The following is an 18,553-nucleotide window of genomic DNA, read 5'->3' on the forward strand; positions in this document are numbered from 1 at the left end:
CGTCGACTACGCGGCGGTCGCAGGCATCAGCGTCCCTGGTCTTTTCCCAGCTTTGTACTCATTGCTCCGTTGAACGGCGCCGGATTGCTGGTCACCAGACAGTTGTAGTTTTTGTCGCTGTTGAGAACCAGCACGGACGACTGTGGCCTCGTGAAATCCAGCCCGACCGAGAACAGCACATAAGTGTTGGGCAGCGCGCTCGGCCGAAACGCACCGAAGCCATACTCCCCAGACAAGCCCAACGGCGCCAGCGGCACCGTGAGCATCAGCGGCTGCGTGGCCACAGGAGAGGGCAGCGACGAGGAAGCAGACATGATCTTGGAGTACACGTCGATGGAATACTTGGAGGTGACCACCACTCCCAGATACTTGGAACTCGGTGCCGACACCTGCTTGCGACACGCTGCGATGTCTTCGGGGTTCTGATCTTGTTCACCGTTCTGCAGCGTGGCAAAGACCTGCGTCAGCGTGACTCTTTCCGTTTTGGCGACGGGCGCGGCAACGGCCGCTTCCATGCAGAACGCGCCGATCATGAGTGAGAAGCCGCACGCCGCAAGCGCACCGCGATAGCTGGTTTTACGTTTCATTTCGATCATTCCTTGGTGTGTGATGCAAGGTTTCGGCAGCGGCTGTTCGCGCGGCGGCGGCTTGCGCCTTGAATGGATAGTCGCAACGGCACCTGTGCATAACGCCAAGCGGCAGATGATCAATTGCGTTCGATGACGACATGCGTCTGTGTAGAAGCACCACACCTACGCCACCCAGCTGGCCACGCCGCTGGTGTGTTCATCGTTGAAGACCAACGCGTTGCAAACCCGGCAAATCGTCTCAACGACTTCGTTGCGTGATGCAGTCTGGATTTCTGAAGCAAACACGGCGATGTCCACCGCTCACATCAAACATCGGTCGAGGCAGCGACTATACGAAGTGCTTGGGGGCTTGCAATTTCCGGTAATGCCACCGAAGTTTGGTCGCCTACTTGAATTGCAAGAATATCCCAATGCATACATTTGGATGTGGCGTAAAATGGTTCTTGCCAGGGCAGCACTGATGATCCAGCTCACCTATTCATCAACCATCAAGAGCTTGTAGTACGCTGGCATCGTCCGCATAGAAAGAGTGTTGATGTCCTAGTCTGCCTGGGAAAGCTCAAGACCTCGCGGACATTCTATTCAAGTGATTGGTTGTATCAGGAGATCGCCATGCCACGCATCGTGCTAAACGGTTGGGCTGCAACGCTCGTACTTACCGGGCTTGCCGTGCTCCCGCTTTCGTCCTGTGCTAATGCAGATACCGCGCGCACCGCTTCGACGCAGGAAGACCCCATGACTTCAGGAGCCAGCCCCATGCTTGACGAGATCTATGCGTCCAAAAAACCTGTTCGATTCGAACAGATCGATGTGAGCAGCATCGTTTCTAAATACGTTCCTTTGGGTACGCCGAAGGTGGCCGTGCTGGAGACGTTCGGCAAATCGCCAACGTCAAAGATTGTTGAAGACACCACAGGCAAGGTGGTCGTCAGGGACAATAAGGGGCAGGCAATGCTTGATCCAGATGCACGTTCCGTCGTGATGACTTTTTCTTTGGATGCCGACGGCAAGGTGACACATGTCGACGCCGTCCACATCAAGAATCAGTAAGCCAACGGAGAATGTCATGGACGAGAAGATTGAAGTTGGATATCGCAATATTGGGGCTGCGCTGGGCAAGGAATATCATCACAAATTCCTTCTCTACACAGATAAAGAGGGCAACCAGCACACCATCAGCGGCTGGACCGGCGATGAGCAACCTGGATTGCCGTATGGCCGGATGCACGTTGAGACTAACCTGCCCTACAACCGGGCCAACCCCGATCATCGCGATAACCCGAATGCGGTTGGACAAAAGCAATATCGCGAAGAGATTACACACGGCGCGGACTTGTCAGGAACGTGGGCACGCATGGTCGCCAATGCCAAGAGCAAGGATGACAAGTATCCCTACGATCCCCAGTTGCAAAACTCCAATACATTGGCCGATAGCGTTCTGCGGGATGTGCGTCTTCCAGAACCGAAGAACGATGGCGTTTTCGGCCACTGGGCGCCTGCATCGGGACGACAGCTCGACGAATCGATCCAGCCCTCGGTGCCAGGATTAGGTAACTCGGGACGTACCTTCAGTGCAGGTGGAGCCCCCCTCGATCCGCATCACGAAGCGCGGCTGCGCGACGACCCATTGTTCAAGCAAGCCTTGGCCGGGCTAGACAAGCTAGGCCCGGATGCAGGCGTCTACACCAACCAGCAAGACAAGGAACGCATTGCCGGTGCCCTGGCGGTCCAGGCCAAACTCAATCGCCCGCCGCTGCCTGAGATCCAGGACGTTATTCCCAATCACACAAACGGCAATATTTTCGCGACGTACAAGAATCCAGGAAATGACATGGATGTGTTGCGCACGCACGTGGATAAGGCCGAGGCCGTCAAGCAGCCCTTGGCCGAGAACCTGCAGAAACTCGAAGTTGCCAATCAACAGACCGTGCAGGCGTCTACGCAGGAGGCATCACGCGCAGTGGACCAACCAAGTCATGGTGCGCTTGGAATGCGGTGAGCAGCAATTGGGAATGCAGTCGTATCGCCTTGCTCCCGCAGCTCCCTGACACGACGCTGTTCCAGCCACAGTTTCAGGTTACTTGACGCGCCGGCGCTGGTCATTTGAGTCGCTTGTCCACCGGGGCAGGCAGCTCCAGCGGCAGGTCTAGCTGGACCGGGATGCCCAATTGCCGCAGCAGCTCGAACACCCGGCCCAGTTGCACGGTGTCCTTGCCGCGCTCGACATTGCCCAGCACCACATGGCTGGTGCCGGCCAGGGTGGCCAGGTCGCCCCGCCGCAAGCATTGCGGACTACGCGGACATAGGCGCCGATGTTGGATGCTTCGTCGATTGGGACGCGCATAGCGAATGGCCAAATCTAAAGCAGACATTAGATTGGCTATTTCCCAGGTATACGCCAGGCCGAAACTAAAGCTGACTTTAGTTTTCGACTATCAAGCATTTGCTGTCGTGCAGGGCGGAAAAGCAGCCCGCGACCTGCTCAGTTGAATTGCCACACGACGCGAGATGCCTTGAACTGCCTCGACTGCACGTTGATCACTTGCGCTGCTCGCACCGCCCGCCGGAGATCCCACGGCAGGCAGATCGGATACGGTGACCAGACCTCGCGATTGCAGCACGCGACCAATCGGAACTGGCTACAGTCTTCGCAGGGCCGTACGCGCCCGCTCCATCCACCTGCGCTCCAAAGGATCTGCATGTCTCTGCATCGTCTTGCCCCCCGCCTGGGTCTGGCCGTTGGCCTGCTATGCGCCTGCGCCGCGCACGCCGCCGCACCGGCAGCGGCCCATCGTCTGCTGCGCGTCACGCTGGACGGGGCGAGCGATCAGCCCGTGTCCGGGCGCCTGCTGGTCTTCGCCACCCTGGCCAAGGACGCCCAGGCCGCGGCCAAAGACGGAAAGGACGGCAAAGCCGGCAAGGTGGAAGAGGTGGACGTCAGCCCGTTCCGCCCGACGGCGGTGGCCGTGGCGGCGCAGGAGGTCACCGCGCTCGCGCCCGGTGCCAGCGTCGAGATCGACCTGGACAACATTGCCTTCCCCAGTGCGTTTTCCGCGCTGCCGGCCGGCGAGTATCTGTTCCAGGCCGTGCTGGATCCAGACCACAGTTACAGCTATGGCGGCCGCGATGGCGGCGATCTGTTGAGCGAGGTCACCGCGGTGACCCCGGGCAAGGGCAAACCGTTGCCCACGCTGAGGCTCAGCAAGCAGGTGCCGGTGTCAGACGACCCATGGCAGGTGTCGCCGCGTGCACCGCAGGCAATCCGCGACGCCGTCCCGGAGGCCAGGCTGCATAGCGCGGATGCCTCGATGGTGAGCCCGTCGCTGAGCGCCTTCTGGGGCCGGCCGGTGTCGCTGCGCGCCCGCGTGCTGACCCCGCCCGGCTACGATCCCAAGGCCGCGGCCCGCTATCCCACCGTGTATGTCACCCATGGCTTCGGCGGCAACTACAACCGCTTTGCCGGCAGTATCGCCGCGACCTGGAGCGCGATGGCCGCCAAGCAGATGCCGCCGATGATCTGGGTGTTCCTGGACCAGGCCACGCCCACCGGCACCCACGAGTTCGCCGACTCGGTCAACAACGGCCCCTGGGGCACCGCATTGACCGAAGAGCTGATCCCCGCGCTGGAACGCCAGTACAAGATGGACGGCAAGGCCAGCGGCCGGTTCTTGAACGGGCATTCCTCCGGCGGCTGGGCCACGCTGTGGCTGCAGACGCGCTACCCCAAGCTGTTCGGCGGCACCTGGTCCACCTCGCCGATTCGAGCGACTTCCGCGACTTCACCGGGCCGGATCTGTACGCGCCCAATGCCAACGTCTACCGGCGCCCGGACGGCAGCCAGTTCCCGTTGATCCGCGACCAGGGCAAGGTGGTGGCCGATCTGGAAACCTTCGCCAAGCTCGAGCGCGTGCTGGGCCCTTACGGCGGCCAGATGACCTCGTTCGACTGGGTGTTCTCCCCGCGCGGGCCCGACGGCCGCCCGGTGCCGATGTTCGACCGCGACACCGGCAAGGTGGACCCGGCCGTGGTGGCCTATTGGCGCACGCACTACGACATTTCTGCGCGCGTGGCCGCGCAATGGCCCACGCTCAAGCCGGATCTGGACGGCAAGATCCACCTGATCGTCGGCACCGCAGACACGTTCTATCTGGATGGGGCCGCGCATAAATTCCAGGAAGTGCTGGACGGCCTGGGCGCCAAGAGCGACTTCCGCTACCTGGAAGGCCGCACCCACTTCGATCTGTACAAGGAGGGCGACGACAGCAGCGCCCTGATGAAGAAGATCGCCTGGGAGATGTACGCCGTGGCGCGACCGAAGCGGTAAGCGCGCCCACGCACGGCCGGCGCCGTCGATCGGCGGGCCGGCCGTGCACACGCCAAGACGCGGCGGCCGGCAGTGTCGGTACTCAGGCCGAGCGCTTGGGCAACTCCCACTCCAGCTGCTGCCTGAGCACCAGCAGCAGCACCTGCAGGCGGCCGCCGCGCACCAGGGCGGCCGGCGTCTGCCCGTCCAGCGCGTTCATGGGCTTGCGGAACCAGCCGATCAGCGCCTCGTTGTTGCCGCCGTTCAAGGCCCAGGCATGGCAGACGATCTCGCCCAGGGCCTCGATGCCAGCGCTGCCCAGCAGCCTGAGGTGCTCCGGCGTGAAGGCGAACAGTGACAGCACCAGCTCGGCGTCGGCGGCCTTGCCGTGATCCACCTCCATCTGCTGGCTGTGCGCGGTGCTGTAGATCGACGCCTGCGCACGGAAATCTTCGGCACGCCGCATGCCGGTGAGCAGTGATGCAATGAGGTCGGCACGTTCCATAAAGCAGTCCAACGATGTGATAGCGCGCACGCTATCTGCCCCGCCCTCGCCGCTCAATCAGGAGTCTCCTGACAGCCGATGTGAGCGTCAGCAGCCGTTACATTCCGCACCGGCCGGCATGGGCGCCGTTGCTGACCTGGCGACGGCTTCGGCAGCCGGTTGCTGGTGGGGCGCGCCTGCCGAAGGGCGGCGCCACTGTTCGCAGTGTTTAACGCCCGGATTGCTAGCATCCGGGCGCGTCACTGGCAGCAGCCCGCGCCTGCAGGGCTGCAGTATTTGGAGTGTCACCTCATGAGGAGTTGTCAGATGCCCTGGAAATCCGCTCTCACCGTGCTTGCCCTGTCCACCGCCGCCCTGCCGGCCTTGGCCCAACCCGACCGCCAAGTGGTCGAAGACATGCTCACCCGCTCGGCCAATGTCTGCCCCGGCCACAGCACCGACCGCACCTCCCCCACCGTCAAGGCCGTGCCCGTGGGCGCGCTGCGGGTGATGCTGGAACGCGGCCTGGTCATGTGCCCCGACCGGCGCCTGGATGCCGCCGCGCCAGCGGTGTTCTACGGCCGCCTGGGCGTATTCGCCTGGAACCCGGAAGTGCCCGCCGCCAAGACGGTGATCGTCCAGCAGATCGGCAACATGACCCGCAACGAGGACTACCCCGTCGAGACGCTGGTGTGGGACGCCAAGGGCACCGCGCTCAAGCAGCAGACCGTGCCGATGTTCGAGCCCAGGCCAGGCGCGGCGGTGTTGTACAAGGTGCGTTGAGGCTGACGCGCGATAGCGGTACCGATTCGCCCGGCTGCACGCAATGTAGTTGCGTCGCTTGCAGTCCGGGCTCTGCCTATACTCAACTCCAGCATGCTGCGCAGGAGGATGCATGAGACACCCACTGGCCTTGGCCGGGCTTGCATGCATGGCACTGAGCTTCTCCGTTCCGGGCTGCAGCGCAACGCAAACAGGCGCCAACACCATGACCAACGAACAAGGGTGCGTCCGGCAACGTGGCGGCCCGCAAGACCCCGGCACCAGCCCGCCACCGGTCATGGAGGCGTGCCTGGGTCCGTACAAGTTGCAGATTCCCGCCAACTATTTCGACGACCAGATGGGGCCGAACTTCGATGGCAGCTTCGGGCTGTATCTGGAATACCCGGAGTTGAACGCGTTCGCTCCTGGCGAGCGTGCCCACCTGAAGCTGGACGTGGCCACCCGCACCGTCAACATCGGCTATCGCTACCTCGACCGCGCGGACCCCGATGCATTTCTTCGGCGGCAGTACACGCAGGACGGCGCAACGCAGGACACTCCCGAAGCGGACATCAACACGCGCATCAAGGGCGAAGAAAAGGATGGGCTCACGCCTTACTACGCCAACGTCGCTGCGTACCGCGAGCACTATCTAGCGCAAGGGCTGAAACCGTCCAACTCCATCATGGAGGCAAGCTACTACAAGGATTGGTATGTCAGCCGCGACGCAAAAGGGAACATCGACACCATCATCAAGTGCACCTCCCGCGAGGTCGAGCCGTCGGGCGTGGAGTTCCGCGAGGGCAAGCTTGTGCGCAGCAAGGAGCGGGAACTTCCCACCTGCGAGCACGTGTTCGTCATTCCGGAGATGAAGGTCGCGGTGGAGATCAACTATGTGCGCGTTGCATTGAAGGACTGGAAGAAGATCCAGGACCGCGCGCGGAGTGCATTGAAAGACTTCATGCCGGCGCACGCTGGCGCGTTAGCCATCGACGCGAAGGTACTCTAAGCCCTGCCTGCGCTTCGCACCGGGACCGTTTTTCAGCCGGCGTCGATGCCGAGGCCGGCGAGTCGCGCGTCCCGGTGCGCAGCATCGGCGATTGCGCTCCCCGCCATATGGATCAGCAACGGCACCGCCCAGCTGGCCCACAGCAGCGCCGCAATGGAGCCCGGCGAAGGCACCATGCCGGCCCCCACCGCCGCATAGAGCGCGATGCGAAATACCACCGGCGCCAGGGTCACCAGGTACGCCCGCACCATCCAGCGTCGGTGCCGGCCAACCTGCCCGCGACGGATGGCCACCAGGCCCACGGACGCCACCACCAGCCACGCCGCTTCCGTCGCTGCGAAGGCCACGCGGATCGCCATCGGCGCAGGCGAGGTGGCAATCAACCCGGTGGCGCCAAGCATCGCCACCAACATGCCAACGAAATAGGCACGCCCAACCCAGCGGTGCACCCATGCGTGCCTGCGCCAGCCTTGCGTAGCGAACTGCAGCGTGCCGAGTGCGATGCCAGCGGCGCCGCCACCCAGGTGGCACCACAGCCAGCCGCGCCGGGTCAGGAACATGGCGTATGCCGGCGACTCCAGCGCGGCGTACTTCAGGTACACGTGGCGCACAAACTCGGCAGCCAACGCAGCCAGCGCAAGCCACAGCAGCGCCCACGCCACGCGGGCCACCGGCCTGCCACCAGCAATCGCAACACCGTCGCGCATTGGATCCACCCGCATGCCCCGCTCCTTCGGCCAGCCTGCCCTCGGCAGCGCAACGCTAGCATGGGCACGCAGCAGGAGCGTGGGCGCAGATCGTAGGCGCGGCGCGGGGGAAGACTTACGCCTGGCGCTGCATTGCGTGCGACACCGGGGCAACACCGTCACCACCGAGCCGCTGCTCGTAAATCTCGTCGACCACACCGCGCACCGCACGGGCGGCATTGAAGATGCTCTCGCCCAGAACCGACAGACTGGTGGCATCCAGCGGCTTGCCGCTACACACCGCCACCATGTCGCTTTGCGCGGTGATCGTGCGCAACAGCGTGTGGAACCGGTCGATCTGCTCGACGGTGACGCCGAAGGTGAAGGGCTCTTCGTGCATTTGCAGCTTGGCCGCTGGCGTAGCGCGTCGCCGAGCGTTGCTCGAAAGGGCTTTCGAAGCAGTCATGGCGTCTGTCCTCGACGTTAGCGGACGAGATGTCCGCAACGCCACCGTAACGCGCTCTTTCGGATATCTGAAAACCAGATATTTCGTCTGAGTTCTTAGCGAATCAGAGGCTCGCGTCTCAAGCTGGCTTCATTGGTTCGACCGTCGCACTGAAGTGTCGGGACTCACCAGTAATTGGGTCATCGAATGCCAGCGTATGCGCGAACAACTGCAGTGGCCGCTCCGGATCATCGGGCCGTTGGTCTTCGAGGTCGGGATAGAAGCGATCGTGCAGGATCGGCGCACCCAGCGCGGCCATGTGCACACGCAATTGGTGCTTGCGCCCGGTGACCGGCTCCAGCCGATACGTCCACGTGTCTACGCCGCGTGCGACCACATCGATCACCGTCTCGCTGTTCGGCTCGCCCACGCCCTCGCGCATGCGGAAGAACGGCTCTCCCGGCTCCAGCCGGCTGCGATGCACATACGGAAACGTCAGCCCCGGCAGCGGCGGTGCGACCGCCAGATAGTGTTTGCGGATGCGTCGCTCGCGGAATAGCGCTTGGTAGATCCCGCGTGTTGCAGCTTTAGCAGAAAACAAAACCAGCCCCGCAGTATCGCGATCAATGCGGTGCAGCGGTACCAACGCCGGATTATCGAAGCGGCGCACCAAACGGGCCAACAGCGTCTGGTGCACGTACGCTCCGGCTGGGACCACGGGTAGGAAATGCGGCTTGCAGGCCACGACAATATGCGCGTCTGCATGCAACACCGTTTCCGTTGCCGTGATGATCGGCTCATCCGCTACTTCGCGGAAGTAATAGATCTCCGCACCAAGCCGATACGGTGCAGCGATATCCAATGCCTGCTGCTGCGCATCCAGTACGCGCCCACGCACGAAGCGATCACGCCACGTGTCAGCACCAACGACCGGAAAGCACGCACACAGCGCCTCCCACACCGTGTGCCACGGGCCGGACGGGAGCTGGAACTGGCTGGCAGGAGTGCCATCGAGGGTCGGGCGAGGAGCAGACATGGCGACAGCAAAAAGCGTACTCAAGCAGATGGGCTGGAATCGTACCTTGTCGCGTCGATTCTCTCCGCAGTGATGTAGCGGCTTTCAATACGAGAAAGAGACTTTTGAGCGCTGCGCATTGAATGCATAACTGGGAAGCGTACACAGCGAACACTACCTTAGCCCGTTTCATCGCGTTGATTGGCACGCAGTTGCACTAAAGGACGCGCAAGCGACCTCAAGCTTTAGCCAGAAGATCACACCTCTTTACCTGCGCACGCGTCGTGCCGAGTGTTGATGAGGCATTGATCGCAACGGCGCACGTGTTCTGCTGACAAAACCCGCTTCAACGGCTATGTTCAAACCGGGAACGGGGGTTCTGGCATGGGACGCAGAAAAAAACAGGGTGGATTCGAAGCGTTAGCCGCATTGCCGTGGCCGGTTGGCTTCGTTGCGGGAATCGCTGCGTATCTGATGGTGCGCTATGGCATCGGCTGGTGGTTCTCTCACCAGGGCGGAATATTGTCGCAAGGCTTCGCCCAGCAATCGAGTGGAATGTTCGCGCCATTGGCGTGGATGCTGCTCGGCATCTGCTGGCTCGCCGCGCTGTTCTCCTATCTGGGCACACGCAGCCGGCGGCGCTTTCTGGAAACACGCACAAGCCTGGAGAGCCTGGCCGCCAGCGGCTGGCGCCAGTTCGAACAACTGGTGGGTGAAGCATTTCGCCGCCAGGGCTACAGCGTCGAAGAAACCGGCTTGGGCGGCGCCGACGGCGGCATCGACCTGATCCTGCGCAAGGACGGCCGCCGCACACTGGTGCAATGCAAGCAATGGAAGCGCCAGCAGGTTGGCGTCAGCGTCGTGCGAGAGATGTACGGCCTGCTCGCCCATCACCAAGCACACGCGGTAAAGATCGTCTGCATCGGTAGCTACACGAAAGATGCAGAGCGCTTCGCCGACGGTAAGCCGATTGAATTGATTGGCGGCGAACAGCTACTGGGAATGATTCGAGCGGAGCAACAAGAAGCTACAGCGCAGCCAACACCGTCACGCATCGAACCTACTACTACTTCTAATGCCTCCGCAGCCGTTGCCACACCGAGCTGCCCGCGCTGCGGCAGCGGGCTTGTACAGAGAAGGAACCGGCACACCAGCGAACACTTTCTCGGCTGCATCCATTTCCCGAAGTGCAGAGGAACTGCGTAATTAAGGCTGACCTCTTTCTAGACTCTTTTGTATTTAGCACATGGAAAAACTTCTTTCTGCTTGGAGATAAGGTATGCCGGGTGATTTTATCCTTTCAAGAAACGCTAGATTTTATGTAGCAAACGACTGCGCCGACGATGATATCGCTGAGATACTTAAGGCTGCGACTGAAAGTGCTGTTGAAAAACTAGACGAATATTCGATATTTCGCATGCATGTTGATGGTGCAGACTTTATTTATTCGACGGAAGTTTTCATAGTTGAGCGCGACTTGCACTTTCATTCGGATCCCCAACTTAAAGATCGGCTGTACGGATATATCGTCATTATCGAAGTTGATGGACACCTTATTGTTCTAAAAAGAAACTGCGACGATCTTAACGACCATCTGGATGAAAAATTTGAAAAAATTGGATATGAGGCGCTGGCAGCGGCTGTAGACACGCAGACAGCAGAATTTAGAAAAATTAATGCTCGCAGCATGACGGTATCTGAGCATGCAATTAGAAATAGGTCATATGAAGCGATCAACCTCAAGGGTGCAATGTCTTTACATGCAGCGGGACGATCAATTCCTTCTTACCTTCGCGTGCAAGATGGATCCAGAACACGCTCAGTCACATTGTCCGCCGGACGAATCGTCGAAATCTCTGATCGGCAAGATATCGAAGGTATAGCACTGTGGGCTCGCGCGGAGCTGCAACGTATTTCCTCTGCACAAGGACAAGCAGATGGTTTCCTAAGAAATTTTGCACGAGCTGTTAATTTAGAAGAGCTAGAGTCTGGGGAAAATCCAGTTATCCCTCGATCATTACTAATTGAGACCTCGCTTCTCATTGATAAACTGGAATCAGAATCCGTCAAGATTTTCATCGAAGCCAGAAATGGAAAGAATTTGGAGATAAGAGGGAAAGCGAGAGCGGGCTTTCTTGATCTAATTGGACAAGTATATGAGTTTGATGACGATGGATTAGTCCTCGGCCACGAAGACAGCACCTGGCTAAAAGGAAGTCCTGGAAGGAAAACCTTAACCTTTCACTCTAAACTTCTACAGCGAGTTAAGGTGTTAGTCAACGGAACCGAATCAATGACTCTACTCAAATTCATTCACAAGCATGGAGCATACTCAGTATGCTTTGACGACCCAAAGTATATGTATTTTTCCAAACGATGCTTTCTAGATGTGGCAGGAACATCTGAAATTGACTTTCTTCTTGGAATTTTTGTAGACAAAAATTTCCCAGCGGATGTGCATTCCGAAAAGGGAGGCTTCCAGCCTGCACAGACAGATTTTGACCAGCACACTGTTTTTTCGGTTGTCGAGCAAATCCACAAACACGATGATTTTTTATTTTGCGATGATCTCGGAGATGAATGGGCTGATCATATTTCCTTTAGCAGCTCTGAAAATTGCGTTTACTTTATCCATTCCAAACATGGAAAACTGACCTCCTCGGCGAGCGCTATGCAGATCGTCGTTGGCCAGGCAATGAAAAATTTAGGGAATATGTATTGCTCCAGCGAGCAGATGATTTTAAAATATAAAAACTCTATACAAGGCAAGAAAATGTCCGGCTCCAGTATTGACCGCGTGCGCAGAAGGTCCGGGCAGTTCCCCTCGTTCATCAAAAAGCTTGCAGGAAACTATAGATACGAACGGGTCTGCGTTCTCGCCTGCTCATTTATCTCGAAATCTGAGATGACTAAAGAATTAAAGAAGATCAAAAGAAACGAGCGGGTGAAAGGAAATATTACGCAATTTTTTTGGATCGTCTCTTCCTTCGCACATGCATGCAAAGAGACCGGAGTTATCCCAAGAATTTATTGTCAACCGTAAATCGGAACCACTGCATCGATGAAGAAAACTCTTTGGGGTCAACTAGGCCTGCTTTCGGCGTGGCTCTTTCAAACCCAGCGCGGTAAAAACTACTAATAGGGAGTACGAGGCGGCTGCAAACCGCCCTGAGAGCGGTCGCCGTGCCGGTTGCGCTGTGGCTGACTTTTTTCGCCCAAGTAGCGGGGTCTAAGTAGCGGGGTCAGGTTGAGTTTTCTAACCTCATCATCGGCGCTCACATTCGAACGCCTGTGCGAGAAACCCTTGACCTCCCATACATCCCTTACCCGCCATCCTCGGCTCCAGACTCAACTGGAGAACACACGATGATGAAGTGGATGGGCACCGCGCTGGCCGCGGCACTGTTGGTGAGCGGTTGCGCCAAGGTGGAGGGCGAAAAGTTCGTCGGCCACTGGGTCAACCTGCAGACGCAGGAAGAGACGATGGACATCGAGCGCAATGGCGAGACCTTCATGGTCCGCAGCACCACGCCGAAGTTCTTCAGCCGCAAGCCCAAGACCGAGAGCTACCCGGCGGTCTACAAGGACGGGGCGCTGCAGGTCAGCAACGATGGCGAGACGGTGAACTTCGCCATCGACGAGACCAACGGCCACCTCAATACCGGTGGCGAGCAGTACCAGCGCGTGCCGGCCAAATAAGGCCCCCGCTGTCGCCAGCGCCCGCGTACCGACCTTCACCGTCGCACGCGGGCGTTTTGCGTTTGTAGCCCTGCCGGCGGCGCCGATCGGCCGGCGCCTGCCCCCAAAGAAACGCCAAGCCTGAGGCACCGCCCGTCGCACCGCCCACTCTCCCCTGCCATCCAGCGCGCGCAAGCCTTACAGTGCGCAGGCACGCCAGGGTCATGGCGCTGCCCGACCGATCAATCCAGCAACTACGAGGGTGTCATGAGCAAGGGGATGGACCAGAAAAAGAGCCAGAAGAAAGAGCCGGCCAAGACGCTGAAGGAAAAGCGCGCGGCCAAGCAGGAAAAGAAGGCCAAGTAAGCCGCCCGGCCTGCCAGACGGCGAACGGGGTCAGGCGGATCGCCTGACCTCGCGTTTTTAGGGCTAACACCAGGCGTTGAGCACGCGCGTTCCGCCTGTTAGTCATGAGCCGCTAGGCCATCGATCTGAGCGATCAACAGCGCCAGCACCTCGCGGCACTTGGCTGCTTTGCAGGGCAAGACGATCACGCCGGCAGTTTTGAGCCACGAAGATCCGCGTGGATGGGCTTCAACGACGACTGGCTTCCGCTACAGCGATGGCCCAGCTCGGACGCTTCATACCGCCATGCCACGAAACGTCTCCAGGATCCGCGCTGCGTCCTGGGACGGCGGCAGGCCGAAGGTGCGTGCGTATTCCCGGCTGAACTGCGTTGCGCTTTCGTAGCCGACGTCCAGGGCGGCGGCGGTGACGCTCTTGCCATGCGCGGTGAGCAATTGGCGCGCCTGCAGCAGCCGCAGTTGCTTTTGGTATTGCAGCGGGCTGAGCGCAGTTGCCGCCTTGAAGTTGCGATGAAACGCCGACTCGCTCATGGCCGCCTGGCCGGCAAGCGTGGCGATGCGCAGGGGTTGGGCGTAGTTCGCGCGGATCCAGTGGATCGCCTTACGCAGCCGTGCCAGCGTGGAATCGGGCGTTGCCACGGCCCGCAACACGCCGCCCTGCGGGCCCTGCAGTGCGCGGTACAGAATCTCGCGCTCGTAGGCAGGCGCCAGTGCCGGGATATCGGCGGGGCATTCCATGAGGCCCAGCAGGCGTACCCAGGCGTCCAGCATTTCACCGGTCATGCTGGCGACGCAGAACGACAACGCATCGGCGCCTGCCGCGGAGGTGGCGGCTTGCGCGGGTAGATCGTGCAGCAGGGCGGCGATGGTTTCCGGGTCGAGCGTGAGGCTGACCGCAAGATAAGCGGCGCCGTCCGGTGCGGGGTGCACCTTGCCGATGGCGGGAAGGTCGACGGTCATGACGAAATAGCTCGCCGGGTCGTAATGCAGCGTGCGGTCTCCCACCGTCATCGACTTACCGCCCTGCAGGATCAGGTTGATCATCGGGTCGTAGACCGCTGCCAGCGCGTGCTCTGGCACCTCGCCCTTCACCATCGCCACGCGCGGGATGCCGGTCTCGGTGCGGCGGTTTTGGGCATGCCGGGTGAGCCGCTTGAGCTCGATAAGTGCTGAGTTCATTTTTTATCAGACTACGTTACGGCCCGCCCGGCAACCGCAAAAGCAGGATCAGGCAGGCCCGTGCCGGCTTCAGGCAGGCACCCCGGCGCCCTGCCCTCTAGCCTGAGGACACCTTCAGACAAGAGCGCAACGCCATGAATATTGCAGTCATCACCGGCGGTAGCCGCGGTATCGGTGCCGCCACCGCCCTGGCCAGTGCCCGCCGTGGCATGGGCGTCATCCTGACCTATCACCAGAACCCGCTTGCGGCCGAATCGGTGGTGGCGCACATTGCGGCCGATGGCGGCAAGGCCATCGCGTTACCGCTGGATGTAGGCGACACACGCAGCTTCGCCGGGTTCGCTTCGGCCGTGCAGGAGACGCTGCACACGGTCTGGCAGCAGGACACCCTGGCCGGGCTGGTGAACAACGCCGGCTACGGGGTGTTCAACCCGATCGAAACCGTCGATGAGGCGCAGTTCGACGGTCTGTTCAACGTGCATCTCAAGGGGCCCTTCTTCCTCACCCAGGCGTTGTTGCCGCTGCTGGGCCGCGGCGCGGCGATCGTCAACCTCACCAGTGCCACCACGCGCGTGGCGTTTGCCGGGGTTGCGCCGTATGCCGCGTTCAAGGGCGGGTTGGAGGTGCTCAGCCGCTACATGGCCAAGGAGTTCGGCGAGCGCGGCATCCGCGTCAATGCGGTCTCGCCGGGGCCCATTCGCACCGAACTCGGCGGCGGGCTGACGCCGGACTTCGAAGCCATGCTGGCGGCGCAGACAGCGCTGGGTCGCGTTGGAGAACCCGAAGAGGTTGCCAACGTCATCGCCATGCTGCTGTCCGACGACGCGGCCTGGATCAACGCCCAGTCCATTGAGGTTGCGGGTGGGTATCACGTGTAAGCCCTACCCGATCACAGTGCTCTTTTGCCGATAGCACGCACGACATCCAACTTTCTCAAGATCGCGGCAGGAAGCGTTGCGTGGCAGAAGCACGGCGAGTGCCCGCAGGCTACGGTACGGATCAAGCCGCCAGCCGCTTGATCCGTGACGGCAGATCGCCCAGCGCGCGGTGCGCCTGTTCCAGCTCGTAATCGGCCTGCAGGCCCAGCCAGAAGCGCTCGGTCGTGCCCAGCGCTGCGGCCAGGCGCAAGGCGGTGTCGGCGGTGATGCCGCGCTTGCCCAGCACGATCTCGTTGATGCGGCGCGGCGGCACGGCGGTGGCCCGCGCCAGTGCGTTCTGGCTGATGCCCATCGGCTCTAGAAACTCTTCGAGCAGGATTTCGCCGGGGTGGATGTTGGGTAGGACTGTCATGGACAGATGCCTCTTGCTCAGTGGTAATCGACGATTTCGACCTCGGTGACATCGCCCTCCATCCATCGGAAGCAGATGCGCCATTGGTCGTTGATCCGGATGCTGTACTGCCCGCGGCGCTCGCCCTTCAACGCTTCCAGCCGGTTGGCAGGTGGAATGCGCAGATCGTCGAGGTGCGCGGCAGCGTTGAGCATGCGCAACTTGCGGCGCGCGACCGACTGGATGTCAGCCGGCAACCGGCGGGAGCGCTCAGCCAACCAGATCTTTTCGGCTTCCTTGTCGACAAAGCTCCTGATCATGTGCTGACCATAACGTGATCCGTTATGTGACGCAAGCCGTCATAGCTGCGAGATCGCCCCCGCGCCGGGCTGCTGAAGCCTTACGCGGCTTAGTCCCCATCAAAACAACGCACGACGTAACTCGCAGTAGCGCTCCGAAGCTCTGCAACCAGCCAACCAGCCAACCAGCTGAAGCAGATGCGTTAACGTGGGTTTGCATGGATTTCGGAGTTCGTCATGAGCCGCTTGACCATCGATCTGAACGATCAGCAGCACCAGAGCCTGAAGGCGCTGGCCGCTCTGCAGGGCAAGACCATCAAGCAATACGCGCTTGAACGCCTCTTCCCTGACGACGAGAACCCCGATCAGGCATGGCAACAGTTGAAAAACCTGCTTGGGGGACGCGTCGAGGAAGGCCTTGCCGGCAAGGTTTCCACAAAGAGCGTCAGCGCCATCCTGGATGAAGAGTTGGCCGAGAGCCGTCGCGGCTGATGCACGGCTACGTTCTCACCGACGCAGCCGAAGCCGATCTGCGCGGGATCATCCGCTACACCTCGGCACGCTGGGGCCAGGCGCAGGTTCGCCGGTACATCGCAGACCTATCGAGGCGTGATCTCGATGATGTTGGATGTAGCAGTCTTCAGCGACGTCATATCGGCTGAGGTGGTTTTACTCTTTGATTCCTGCTGCTCCCGATAACGCACAAACGGGTGTACAGCGACCGAGTACTTGCGCCCCGGCATGATCTGGTAACTCAATGACAGATCGATCGTTTTGACGATTGACTGCCCCGGTATCAAAACAAGAGATGGTGTGGAGCCGCGGACGTTGCGCACATAGATGCCGCGATAGTCGACGGGGCTGCCGTCCTCTTGCATGACCTTGAACAGATTGGTCTGCAATCTCCCGCTTTTATCTACGTCTGGAACATACGCCGCAGGTAGCTCGATGGGCTGGTCACCTGCGTTGGCCATCGTGACTGAGACGGATGCTCCAGCTGTCGCTGTATGCGCTGCCTGTCTGTTTTGGAGTCTGATCTCCAGCCTCCCAGCCGCAGTCGCGCTGGAGCAGGCTGACAGCGCGAGAATCCCAAGAACCCATATCGCCTTCATCATTCACCTCTTACGCGCAAGCGCTTCTTTGTCGTCAGTTCTCATGCCATCTCTCCGGCTTGGGGTACGAGCCCTGGACGGGCGGAACAACCGTGGCGGGCGACTCCTGGGCAGACGCTAGTCGCGATTCATCCTCGGAGCGATCTTTCAATCCAACGTGCACTATCGCGCGCGGTTGGGGACCTGACGCTTTGGCGCTTCCCACATCACCGTCTAGCGCAAGTCCTCGTCGGCACCGTCCACCCGGTCTCCTGCATCAAGCTGCTGCAACACGCGATCGAAATCGCTCATGAACAGCTGGTCCTGCACGATTCGGTACTTTTCGAACTCGCTTTCCGCATGCGCTTTGGCGATCTCGGCGGTGACGCGCCCTACGTCCTGCAACACCTGCCGGTCGGTGGCTTCGATGAAACGATTCAGACGCGTTTCCCAATCCTGCATGGTCATCGGGATCTGCCGCAGCGCCATGTCCTCGGCCAGGTCCAGATAGGCCGATACGAGGCGTTGCAACTGCGCCATCTCGCCGGTGGTCAGGTAGTTCTTGGCAACCGCCACATCGAACTTTTGGATCTTCCCGCGCGGTGCATCGGCCCAGGTGGTCAGGCCCATGTGCTGCTTGCCGGCATCGGCGCGGTGGTAGACGACTTCTGCTGCGGTTTGCCCGTGGATGGCCCAGTGCAGCTTGTTCTGCACTGTGGCGAAGAACCGCTGGGTTGCCTGCGCGGTGGCATCGTAGTCCAGGGCGGTGGCGTAGATGTCGGTGATCTTCTGGTAGAACTTGCGCTCGGAGAGACGGATCTCGCGGATGCGCTGCAGCTGCTCTTCGAAGTAGCGCTTGCCGAGCACCGTGCCGTCATTCTTCAGGCGCTCATCGTCCATCGCGAAGCCCTTGATCGTGAAGGACTCGATGATGGTGGTGGCCCACTTGCGGAACTGCACCGCGCGCTCGGAATTGACCTTGTAGCCCACGGCAATGATGGCCGCGAGGTTGTAGTGCTTGGTGTCGTAGCTCTTGCCGTCGGCGGCAGTTATTCGAAAATTTCGAATAACTGCATCTGGCTGTAACTCGTTGTCAGCGAACACCTTTTTCAGGTGGTAGTTGATGGTGTGGGTTTCGACATCGTAGAGCTGGGCCAGCATCTTCTGCGTTAGCCAGACGTTTTCGTCGGCATACGCCGCCTGCACGCCGCCCTCGCCTGCGGCGGCCACGAATGTCAGGTATTCGGCCGCCGACGAGCGGACGAGCGAAATTTCATGCTTTTTCGCCATTGATGCCTCCCATGCTGGCGATACCGCACAACCAGTTTTTCTTCGTCCATGATGCTATCCGAGCATGCCCGGTGATGGTGATAGGCGA

The 18,553-nt window shown here is 60.4% G+C and carries 21 protein-coding genes and 3 pseudogenes; 12 read left to right on the top strand and 12 right to left on the bottom strand.

Annotated features, from left to right (window positions below; genetic code table 11):
* Positions 1-26 precede the first annotated feature (26 nt).
* On the bottom strand, positions 27-587 hold the full coding sequence (locus FFY45_RS10140; RefSeq protein WP_176340341.1) for a hypothetical protein: 561 nt from the start codon (positions 585-587) through the stop codon (positions 27-29).
* 205 nt (positions 588-792) lie between these two features.
* On the opposite strand from FFY45_RS10140, the gene FFY45_RS10145 reads away from it, so the two are divergent.
* Together FFY45_RS10145 and FFY45_RS10150 are read left to right on the top strand one after the other, a co-directional pair.
* Entirely contained in the window at positions 793-1,092 is a 300-nt protein-coding gene (locus FFY45_RS10145; RefSeq protein WP_176340342.1) for a hypothetical protein, read from the top strand.
* A gap of 110 nt (positions 1,093-1,202) precedes the next feature.
* Positions 1,203-1,640 (top strand): DUF6393 family protein, encoded by a 438-nt coding sequence (locus FFY45_RS10150; protein WP_228996250.1) that lies wholly within the window; start codon positions 1,203-1,205, stop codon positions 1,638-1,640.
* A gap of 496 nt (positions 1,641-2,136) precedes the next feature.
* Here the strand turns inward: FFY45_RS10150 and FFY45_RS10160 are convergent.
* A pseudogene (locus FFY45_RS10160) lies at positions 2,137-2,322 on the bottom strand (hypothetical protein).
* Between FFY45_RS10160 and FFY45_RS22295 the strand changes: the two are divergent.
* Positions 2,257-2,589: pseudogene (locus FFY45_RS22295) on the top strand (XVIPCD domain-containing protein); the annotation flags it as partial. The pseudogenes FFY45_RS10160 and FFY45_RS22295 overlap by 66 nt on opposite strands.
* Positions 2,590-2,689: 100 nt before the next feature.
* On the opposite strand, the gene FFY45_RS10165 reads toward FFY45_RS22295, so the two are convergent.
* Complete coding sequence (locus tag FFY45_RS10165) at positions 2,690-2,872, bottom strand: helix-turn-helix domain-containing protein (protein WP_006448384.1); 183 nt, start codon at positions 2,870-2,872, stop codon at positions 2,690-2,692.
* Between the two features lie 417 nt (positions 2,873-3,289).
* Between FFY45_RS10165 and FFY45_RS10170 the strand changes: the two are divergent.
* Positions 3,290-4,914 (top strand): annotated as a pseudogene (locus tag FFY45_RS10170) (alpha/beta hydrolase).
* Between the two features lie 82 nt (positions 4,915-4,996).
* On the opposite strand, the gene FFY45_RS10175 reads toward FFY45_RS10170, so the two are convergent.
* Positions 4,997-5,398, bottom strand: a complete 402-nt coding sequence (locus FFY45_RS10175) for an antitoxin Xre/MbcA/ParS toxin-binding domain-containing protein (protein ID WP_074058698.1) — start codon at positions 5,396-5,398, stop codon at positions 4,997-4,999.
* A 306-nt stretch (positions 5,399-5,704) separates the two neighbouring features.
* Here FFY45_RS10175 and FFY45_RS10180 point away from each other — a divergent pair, with 306 nt between their 5' ends.
* Positions 5,705-6,160 carry a hypothetical protein gene (locus FFY45_RS10180; protein ID WP_074056314.1) on the top strand — a complete coding sequence of 152 codons (456 nt, stop codon included), beginning with the start codon at positions 5,705-5,707 and terminating at the stop codon, positions 6,158-6,160.
* A 205-nt stretch (positions 6,161-6,365) separates the two neighbouring features.
* Complete coding sequence (locus FFY45_RS10185; protein ID WP_176340418.1) at positions 6,366-7,148, top strand: hypothetical protein; 783 nt, start codon at positions 6,366-6,368, stop codon at positions 7,146-7,148.
* A 32-nt stretch (positions 7,149-7,180) separates the two neighbouring features.
* On the opposite strand, the gene FFY45_RS10190 is transcribed toward FFY45_RS10185, so the two are convergent.
* From FFY45_RS10190 to FFY45_RS10200, 3 genes are all read right to left on the bottom strand, one after another.
* A complete protein-coding gene (locus tag FFY45_RS10190) occupies positions 7,181-7,855 on the bottom strand; it encodes a DUF2306 domain-containing protein (RefSeq protein ID WP_176340419.1) in 675 nt (224 codons plus the stop codon).
* Between the two features lie 115 nt (positions 7,856-7,970).
* Positions 7,971-8,300, bottom strand: a complete 330-nt coding sequence (locus FFY45_RS10195; protein WP_439333524.1) for a hypothetical protein — start codon at positions 8,298-8,300, stop codon at positions 7,971-7,973.
* Positions 8,301-8,418: 118 nt separating this feature from the next.
* On the bottom strand, positions 8,419-9,315 hold the full coding sequence (locus tag FFY45_RS10200; RefSeq protein ID WP_176340345.1) for an RluA family pseudouridine synthase: 897 nt from the start codon (positions 9,313-9,315) through the stop codon (positions 8,419-8,421).
* Positions 9,316-9,678: 363 nt separating this feature from the next.
* Here FFY45_RS10200 and FFY45_RS10205 point away from each other — a divergent pair, with 363 nt between their 5' ends.
* The 3 genes from FFY45_RS10205 to FFY45_RS10215 all read left to right on the top strand — a co-directional run bounded on the left by FFY45_RS10205 (position 9,679) and on the right by FFY45_RS10215 (position 12,993).
* Entirely contained in the window at positions 9,679-10,500 is an 822-nt protein-coding gene (locus tag FFY45_RS10205; RefSeq protein ID WP_176340346.1) for a restriction endonuclease, read from the top strand.
* 73 nt (positions 10,501-10,573) lie between these two features.
* Positions 10,574-12,337 (top strand): hypothetical protein, encoded by a 1,764-nt coding sequence (locus FFY45_RS10210; RefSeq protein ID WP_176340347.1) that lies wholly within the window; start codon positions 10,574-10,576, stop codon positions 12,335-12,337.
* A gap of 323 nt (positions 12,338-12,660) precedes the next feature.
* On the top strand, positions 12,661-12,993 hold the full coding sequence (locus tag FFY45_RS10215) for a hypothetical protein (protein WP_176340348.1): 333 nt from the start codon (positions 12,661-12,663) through the stop codon (positions 12,991-12,993).
* Positions 12,994-13,613: 620 nt separating this feature from the next.
* Here FFY45_RS10215 and FFY45_RS10220 read toward each other — a convergent pair.
* Complete coding sequence (locus FFY45_RS10220) at positions 13,614-14,516, bottom strand: AraC family transcriptional regulator (RefSeq protein ID WP_176340349.1); 903 nt, start codon at positions 14,514-14,516, stop codon at positions 13,614-13,616.
* Between the two features lie 134 nt (positions 14,517-14,650).
* On the opposite strand from FFY45_RS10220, the gene FFY45_RS10225 reads away from it, so the two are divergent.
* Complete coding sequence (locus FFY45_RS10225; protein WP_176340350.1) at positions 14,651-15,394, top strand: SDR family NAD(P)-dependent oxidoreductase; 744 nt, start codon at positions 14,651-14,653, stop codon at positions 15,392-15,394.
* A 121-nt stretch (positions 15,395-15,515) separates the two neighbouring features.
* On the opposite strand, the gene FFY45_RS10230 is transcribed toward FFY45_RS10225, so the two are convergent.
* On the bottom strand, positions 15,516-15,806 hold the full coding sequence (locus FFY45_RS10230; RefSeq protein WP_176340351.1) for a HigA family addiction module antitoxin: 291 nt from the start codon (positions 15,804-15,806) through the stop codon (positions 15,516-15,518).
* 17 nt (positions 15,807-15,823) lie between these two features.
* Positions 15,824-16,105: a type II toxin-antitoxin system RelE/ParE family toxin gene (locus FFY45_RS10235; protein ID WP_176340352.1), complete on the bottom strand. Its 282-nt coding sequence runs from the start codon at positions 16,103-16,105 to the stop codon at positions 15,824-15,826.
* A 216-nt stretch (positions 16,106-16,321) separates the two neighbouring features.
* Here FFY45_RS10235 and FFY45_RS10240 point away from each other — a divergent pair, with 216 nt between their 5' ends.
* Positions 16,322-16,576 carry a type II TA system antitoxin, ParD family gene (locus FFY45_RS10240; RefSeq protein ID WP_176340353.1) on the top strand — a complete coding sequence of 85 codons (255 nt, stop codon included), beginning with the start codon at positions 16,322-16,324 and terminating at the stop codon, positions 16,574-16,576.
* The gene (locus FFY45_RS22450; protein WP_012439707.1) at positions 16,576-16,746 is read left to right on the top strand and encodes a type II toxin-antitoxin system RelE/ParE family toxin; all 171 of its coding nucleotides are present in this window, start codon (positions 16,576-16,578) and stop codon (positions 16,744-16,746) included. The genes FFY45_RS10240 and FFY45_RS22450 overlap by 1 nt, the downstream gene beginning before the upstream one ends.
* Here FFY45_RS22450 and FFY45_RS10250 read toward each other — a convergent pair.
* Together FFY45_RS10250 and FFY45_RS10255 are read right to left on the bottom strand one after the other, a co-directional pair.
* Positions 16,684-17,058 carry a hypothetical protein gene (locus FFY45_RS10250; protein WP_233368420.1) on the bottom strand — a complete coding sequence of 125 codons (375 nt, stop codon included), beginning with the start codon at positions 17,056-17,058 and terminating at the stop codon, positions 16,684-16,686. The genes FFY45_RS22450 and FFY45_RS10250 overlap by 63 nt on opposite strands.
* A 351-nt stretch (positions 17,059-17,409) precedes the next feature.
* Positions 17,410-18,465, bottom strand: a complete 1,056-nt coding sequence (locus FFY45_RS10255) for a virulence RhuM family protein (RefSeq protein ID WP_176340355.1) — start codon at positions 18,463-18,465, stop codon at positions 17,410-17,412.
* Between the last annotated feature and the right edge of the window lie 88 nt (positions 18,466-18,553).

Origin of the sequence: Xanthomonas hortorum (assembly GCF_011305375.1) — a bacterium.
Lineage (GTDB): Bacteria > Pseudomonadota > Gammaproteobacteria > Xanthomonadales > Xanthomonadaceae > Xanthomonas > Xanthomonas hortorum_E.